The following is a 6,424-nucleotide window of genomic DNA, read 5'->3' on the forward strand; positions in this document are numbered from 1 at the left end:
GCGAGCGCTCAACAGTGTCTTCGAGGACAGCTTTGTCTATCCGAACTACCGTTTCACGTTCCCTACATGAGTAAAGGTGGGTTCTTTGTAGAATTCTCACAGGGCGCACCCCTTGTTGGTACAAGTTGAGTTGTCGGAATAGGTGGTGTGAGAAAGGCAGCGCGGGGTGTCCTCCGGGGCTGAGAGCCGGATCGGAGGGCGCACCGCCGTGGCCCGGCGGGCGGTGCGGAAACAGGGTGCGGGATTGCTCACCGGCCCTCCCGCGCCGGGGTCGGAGCGCCCGGTTCCGCCGGTTCCGTTGCTGTTCCGGGCCGGTGCTTCGAGGCTCATCCCGGCCTGCTGCCGACGGAGGCGGAGCTCGGCACCGAACATTCTTCTCGCCTCGGTTGGGGGAGCGGATGTGTTCCGATGCCTTCAGCGGAGGCTGAGGGAAACAGGCCGGGCGATGGGGCGGGGCAGGCACAAGGAGGGCGCAAGGGGTCACATCCGGCTGGATGGAGCGGGAAACGGTGCCCTGGTGGCGGGGCGGCGGTGGGATTCCGGCGGGACCGTGAAGGAGCTCTGGAAGGGTGTCGGAGGGGCCGCGGGGCTCCTGACTCAGCGTTGGTGGCACGTGCACGCCGGTTCTCGGGCACACTTGCCAGAGGACCTTTCGTTCCGAGCCCCTTGCCCCCGCATGAGGAGACACCCCCGTGGCCACCTTCGCCCGTATCCGCCTGGTGGCGGTCATCGTGGTGTTGACCGTTCCCGTGGTGCTGTTTCCGCTGGTCGGAGTATGGACTCTGCTGTGGCTGCCGTTCGCCGTGGTGCTGCTGGGCGTGGTGCTGGCCCGCCCCGAGCTGCTGGTGGCGGCCGCGGACCTGGTGACGGGCAAGGGTGCGCGGGAGGAACGCGGGAGCGGGGAAGAGGGCGGGTCGGTGCGGGGTTCGGGAGATGATCTCCGTGACAGATCGGACCAGGGCGACGAGCCCGCGCCGATCGAGGTTCCGCGCGGCCAGAGCGGGACCCGGGGCGTACGTACGCGCCGGACCGAGCTGCCGAGCGCGGTGGAGGACTACTCGTTCGAGTTCTCCGCGCTGGTCCACTGGCGTTGGGCCCACCGGGTCGATCTCAGTCTGCGCAACCCCGCGGGCCCGGCGGTCCACTCGATCGTGCTCCGCGCCCGCGAGTACCTGCGCGACGTCCACCCCGCGGAGCGCGCGGTGGCCGAGAGCGAGCTGGAGTCGGTGTTCGCGGTGGAGGATCCGGTCTCCGGGGGCGTGATCCAGGTGTGGGCGGAGAACGTCCGGCTGGAACTGGCCGACGACGACGACGAACGCCTCCAGCGCATGGCCCAGCTGCGCAAGGACCGCGCTCTCTGGGCGGCCGAGCACGAGGCGGCACGGGTGCGCGCGGCGATGTCCGGGATCCCCGGCCGGGGCGCCGCTCCCGATCTGCCTCCGGAGTCCGGGCCGGTTCTCCCGGCTCCGGCGAACGAGGCGTCCCACCTGTCCGACCTGTCCGACCCGGATGAGGATTCCGACCTGCTCGGGGTGGCCGAGCCCGCCGCACCGATGCCGGGCAGCGGGGTCGACGAGGAGGGCTACGAGAGCTACTGGTGGCCCGCCGAGCAGGACGACGACCAGGGCGCCATGGAGCAGGACGTCCAGGTCGCCATCCTGCGCGGGCTGATCGATTCGGTCGAGGGCGAGGAGGAGCGGGCCGCGTTCGTTCGCGAGCAGGTGCAGATCCTGGAGCGCAGCGGCTTCCCGGACGTCGCCGGGCGCATCCAGTCGGTCTACCCGGAACGGTAGACAAACACGAGCGGTCAGCAGCCGCTCCGAACAGTGGCCCCCAGCGTCCCCGGGCTCAGCCGCCGAGCTGGAGGGCGAGGACCCCGACCACGGTCAGGACGACCCCCGCGACCTGGGTGCGGGTGATCCGGTCCCGGAGCGCGAACACCCCGATGAGGGTGACGGCCACGATCCCCACGGCCGCCCAGATCGCGTAGGCCACACCGATGCCGAGCCCTTCGTGCAGGGCCAGCGCGAAGAGGTAGTAGGCGCCGACGATCGCCACCACGGTGACCGCGGTGGGCAGCGGGCGGGTGAACCCTTGCGAGTAGCGGCTGGCGATGGCGCCCACGACCTCCAGGGCGACGGTTCCGGCGAGGAAGAGATAGGCGAGGTACACGGAGCCTCCTGCGGTCTCTGACACTCAAGTACTTGAACGATAGTTCAACTAGTTCTAGGGTCAGGGTACACGCCTATTTGAACGATGGTTCAAGTAGTTTGCCTATCTGGATCCGTCGAGTACGACCGAGGGGAACGAACATGGCCTGGCTCTTGCTGATCGCCGCGCTGCTGTCCGAGATGGTGGGCGCCACCGCCACCGGGGTATCCGAGGGGTTCACCCGCCCGATCGCGGTCCTGGTGGCGGTCCCGACCGTCCTGGCCGCCTACTACCTGCTCGCGCTCGCTCTCAAGACAGGCATGGCGGTGGGCGTCGCCTACGGAGTGTGGACCGCCGCGGGCGTGGCGATCGTCGCCCTCATCGGGGTGGTCTTCCTCGGTGACAGCCTCACCCCGGTCCAGATCGCCGGGCTGGTCCTGGTGATGGCGGGCGCCCTCGCCCTGGAACTGGGCCGGGCCCGCGTCCCCGGGGGGCCGCGGGCCTCCAGGGAACCGGTTCGGCCCTGAACACGCTGGCATTCACGCTGGTATCGTCGCCGCCAGAACACGGACGGGGGAGAACGTGAGCGGCACGGCGGAGCGGGTCGACGGGCGTCGGGCCCGGGGTGAGCGCAGGCGCGAGGAGATCATCGCCGCCACGCTCCGGATCGTGGAACGCGACGGTGTCGCCGGGGTCACCCACCGGGCGGTCGCCCGCGAGGCGGACGTCCCGGCCAGCTCCGCCGTCTACTACTTCAAGACCATGGACGACCTGCTGGTCGCCGCGCTGACCGCCGCCTCGGACACCTACATCGGCCAGCTGGCCGATCTTCGGAGTTCGCAGGGTGAGGCCGTGGCGGGGCTGGCCCGGGTGATCGCCTCCGCCGGCGGCGAGGGGCGCGCCCGGGCACTGGCCGAACGCGAGCTCAACCTCTTGGCCGCCCGCCGCCCGGCCCTGCGTCCGGTCGCCCGGCGCTGGCGCGACGCGGTCTCGGAGGTGGCCCGGGCCCAGGGCGCCGACGACCTGACCGTCCGCCAGTTCGCCGCCACCGCGGACGGCCTGTGCGCCCGGATCCTGCTCGGCGACGAGGACCTCACCGAGTCCCGTATCACCGAGACCCTCCAGCACGCCCTCCGGGGCGACTGAGCCCGGGGCCCTTGGATCCGCATCCGAGCGGTGCCTCCGAGCGGTGCATTCGAGCGGTGGATCCGAGCTGGCCGCCTGGGCCACCGGTTCCCGTTCAGCGTTCGAGGCGCAGGGTGAGGATCTGGAACGGGCGCAGGGAGACTGTGACCAGCCCAGGCCCCCGGCCGTCCGGCTGGCTCGGAGCGGTGACGGAGAGCAGCTCCGGGGCCTCCTCGTAGTCTTCCTCCAACAGGTTCACCGCGCGTACCCCGCAGACGGGGAAGCCGGTGCTCACCGAGGTCCGGGCGCGGCCGCCCCGCGCCTCGTAGAGCCGCACCACCACGTCACCGGAGCGGTCGTCAGCGAGCTTGACCGACTCCACCACCACACCCGGATCGCCGACCGCCACCAGCGGCTCCACCGCGGACCTGCCGGGCACCTCCCTGACCGGCAGATTCATTCGGTATCCCTCGCGGACCGCGTCCCCGATCTCCGCACCCGGGGCCAGCGCGTACCGGAACCGGTGCTCGCCCTGGTCGGTGTCGGGGTCGGGAAAGCGCGGGGCGCGCAGCAGGGACAGCCGCACGGTCGTCGTGGTACCGCCGTCCCCACGGACGTCACGGGTCACGTCGTGCCCGTAGGTGGAGTCGTTGACCACCGCCACCCCGTAGCCGGGTTCGGCCACGTGCACCCAGCGGTGGGCGCAGATCTCGAACCTCGCCGAGTCCCAGGAGGTGTTCGTGTGCGCGGGCCGCCTCACGTGGCCGAACTGGATCTCCGACGAGGATTCGTGCGCGCGCACGTCCAGCGGGAAGGCGGCCTTGAGGAACTTCTCCCGCTCGTGCCAGTCCACGACAGTCTCCACGTCCAGCCGGCGGGCGCCCGGGTCGAGCGAGATCACCTGGGTGACGGAGGAGTCCCCGAAAGTGCGGGTCACGCGCAGTGCGGCGGTCCCCGGAGCGGCTTCGACCGCTTCGAGGGGCTCGACGGAATCGCTGTCGGTGAGGTCCACGGTGGTGTTGCGGTAGAACTCGTCCACGTCCCAGGCGTCCCACTGGTTGGGCAGGTCCTGATGGAGCTGGAGCAGGTTGCCCGGCTGTCCCGGGGCCAGTACCTCGCGCCCGGCCTCCCGGTCCAGAACCGAGGTGACCAGGCCGCGGGTGTCCACCCGGACCGTCAGCAGGCCGTTGTCCAGGACATGACCCGAGCCCGGTCCGTCCTCGGCCGGGGTGAGTGTGGCCTCCGCGGTGCCGGGGTCGCCCACCTGTTCGCGGGGCAGGGCTCCCAGAGCGGGGATCGCGTCGCGTTCGTGCGGGGTCGGATTGAAGACCACGCCACCACCGTCACCGCCGCCGTCTTCGCCGCCCTCGCCTCCGGCGAGCGCCGACTGTGCCTCGGCGATGATCTCCTCCAGCTCCCCGGCGACCCGCGCGTAGCCCTGTGCCGCCTCCCGGTGCACCCAGGCGATGGAGCTGCCCGGCAGGATGTCGTGGAACTGGTTCAGCAGTACCGTCCGCCAGATCCCGTCCAGCCGCTCGTACGGGTACTCGGCGCCCGCCCGCACCGCCGCCGTGGCCGCCCACAGCTCGGCCTCCCGCAGCAGATGCTCCGACCTGCGGTTGCCCTGCTTGGTCGCGGCCTGGCTGGTGTAGGTGCCGCGGTGGAACTCCAGGTAGAGCTCGCCCAGCCAGACGGGTGCGCCGGTGTACTCCTCGTGCGCCTTGGCGAAGAACTCCGCCGGGTGCTCGATCTGCACCGTCGGCGAACCCTCCAGGTCGCGCAGGCGCGCCGCCCGGGCCAGCATCTCGCGGGTGGGACCGCCGCCCCCGTCCCCGTGGCCGAACGGCACCAGCGAACGCGAGGAACCGCCCTTGTCGCGGAAGTTGCGCGAGGCGTGCGCGAGCTCGGCGCCGGTGAGCTCGGAGTTGTAGGTGTCCACCGGCGGGAAGTGGGTGAACACGCGGGTACCGTCCAGACCCTCCCACCAGAAGGTGTGGTGCGGGAACGTGTTGACCTGGCTCCAGGAGATCTTCTGGGTGAGGAACCAGCGCGACCCGGACAGCCGCACCAGCTGGGGCAGGGCCGCGGAGTAACCGAAGGAGTCCGGCAGCCACACCTCCTGGGTGTCCACGCCCAGTTCGTCGCGGAAGAAGCGCTTGCCGAAGGTGAACTGGCGGGCCAGCGCCTCGGAACCTGGCATGTTGGTGTCGGACTCCACCCACATGCCGCCGACCGGGACGAACCGCCCGGCCTCGGCGGCCTGCACGACCCGGCCGAAGACGTCCGGGCGGTGCTCCTTGAGCCAGGCCCACTGTTGGGCCTGCGACATCGCGAAGACGAACTCCGGGTGGTCCTCCATCAGCGTCACCACGTTCGCGCTGGTCCGGGCCACCTTGCGCACGGTCTCGCGCAGCGGCCACAGCCAGGCGGAGTCGATGTGCGCGTGCCCCACCGCGGACAGCCGGTGTGCGCTGGGCGAGGCGGGCGAGCGCAGCGCCGGGGCCAGGACCGCACGAGCCCGCTCGGCGGTACCGGGCACGTCCTGGAGGTCGAGGGAGTCCAGCGTCCGGCCCAGGGCGCGCAGCAGGTCCCAGCGGCGCGGGTCACCGGTGTCGAGTTCGCGCATGAGACCGCCCGTGACCTCCAGGTCCAGGGCGAGCTCCCACACCTGCCGCTCGAAGACGGCCAGGTCGGCGCGGGTCAGCTCGTACAGCGGCCGGTCCTCGGGGCCGCGTCCGGACCCCAGCCCGGTGGGCTGGAACGGGGCATTGTCGAGGATGACCGGGTTGGCGGCCGCCTCCACGTGGAACTCGACGGTCTCGTCCCCGGTGACGGGGGCGCCGACCGGGATCCAGGCGTTGCGGGGGTGCAGCCCCTTGACCACGGTGCCGTCCGCGAGATGCACGAGACCCTCGCACTGGAATCCGGGTATCGCGCCGTCGAAGCCCAGGTCCACCACGGCCTCCACGGTGCGGCCCGCCCACTCGGCGGGTACCCGACCGCGCAGCCGGAACCAGGTCGTGCCCCAGGCCGGGCCCCAGGCGTCACCCACCTGGGCGGGCGCGTGGGGTGCGCCGATCCCCTCGGCAGCGGGGACCGGCTCGCCCGGCGCGTCCCAGCGGGCCACCTCCAGGGGGACCGACGCCGT

5 protein-coding genes are annotated in these 6,424 nt (G+C 71.5%); 3 read left to right on the top strand and 2 right to left on the bottom strand.

Annotated features, from left to right (window positions below):
• Positions 1–692: 692 nt before the first annotated feature.
• On the top strand, positions 693–1,793 hold the full coding sequence (locus tag HNR07_RS33975; protein WP_184371147.1) for a hypothetical protein: 1,101 nt from the start codon (positions 693–695) through the stop codon (positions 1,791–1,793).
• Between the two features lie 55 nt (positions 1,794–1,848).
• Here the strand turns inward: HNR07_RS33975 and HNR07_RS33980 are convergent, their stop codons facing one another.
• Entirely contained in the window at positions 1,849–2,172 is a 324-nt protein-coding gene (locus tag HNR07_RS33980) for a DMT family transporter (RefSeq protein ID WP_184371150.1), read from the bottom strand.
• 140 nt (positions 2,173–2,312) lie between these two features.
• Here HNR07_RS33980 and HNR07_RS33985 point away from each other — a divergent pair, with 140 nt between their 5' ends.
• The gene (locus HNR07_RS33985) at positions 2,313–2,678 is read left to right on the top strand and encodes a DMT family transporter (protein ID WP_184371152.1); all 366 of its coding nucleotides are present in this window, start codon (positions 2,313–2,315) and stop codon (positions 2,676–2,678) included.
• 55 nt (positions 2,679–2,733) lie between these two features.
• Positions 2,734–3,297, top strand: coding sequence for a TetR/AcrR family transcriptional regulator (locus tag HNR07_RS33990; RefSeq protein ID WP_184371155.1), 564 nt, complete (start codon positions 2,734–2,736; stop codon positions 3,295–3,297).
• Positions 3,298–3,391: 94 nt separating this feature from the next.
• On the opposite strand, the gene HNR07_RS33995 is transcribed toward HNR07_RS33990, so the two are convergent.
• Positions 3,392–6,424 (bottom strand): alpha-mannosidase (locus HNR07_RS33995; RefSeq protein WP_246420627.1); only part of this gene is annotated, 3,033 nt, incomplete at its 5' end.

Source organism: Nocardiopsis metallicus, from assembly GCF_014201115.1.
In the GTDB taxonomy this organism is placed as follows: domain Bacteria; phylum Actinomycetota; class Actinomycetes; order Streptosporangiales; family Streptosporangiaceae; genus Nocardiopsis; species Nocardiopsis metallicus.

What these genes read in the sequence shown, in the direction of transcription:
- HNR07_RS33985 (WP_184371152.1), top strand. Translation starts at nt 2,313, where the DNA reads ATGGCCTGGCTCTTGCTGATCGCCGCGCTGCTGTCCGAGATGGTGGGC.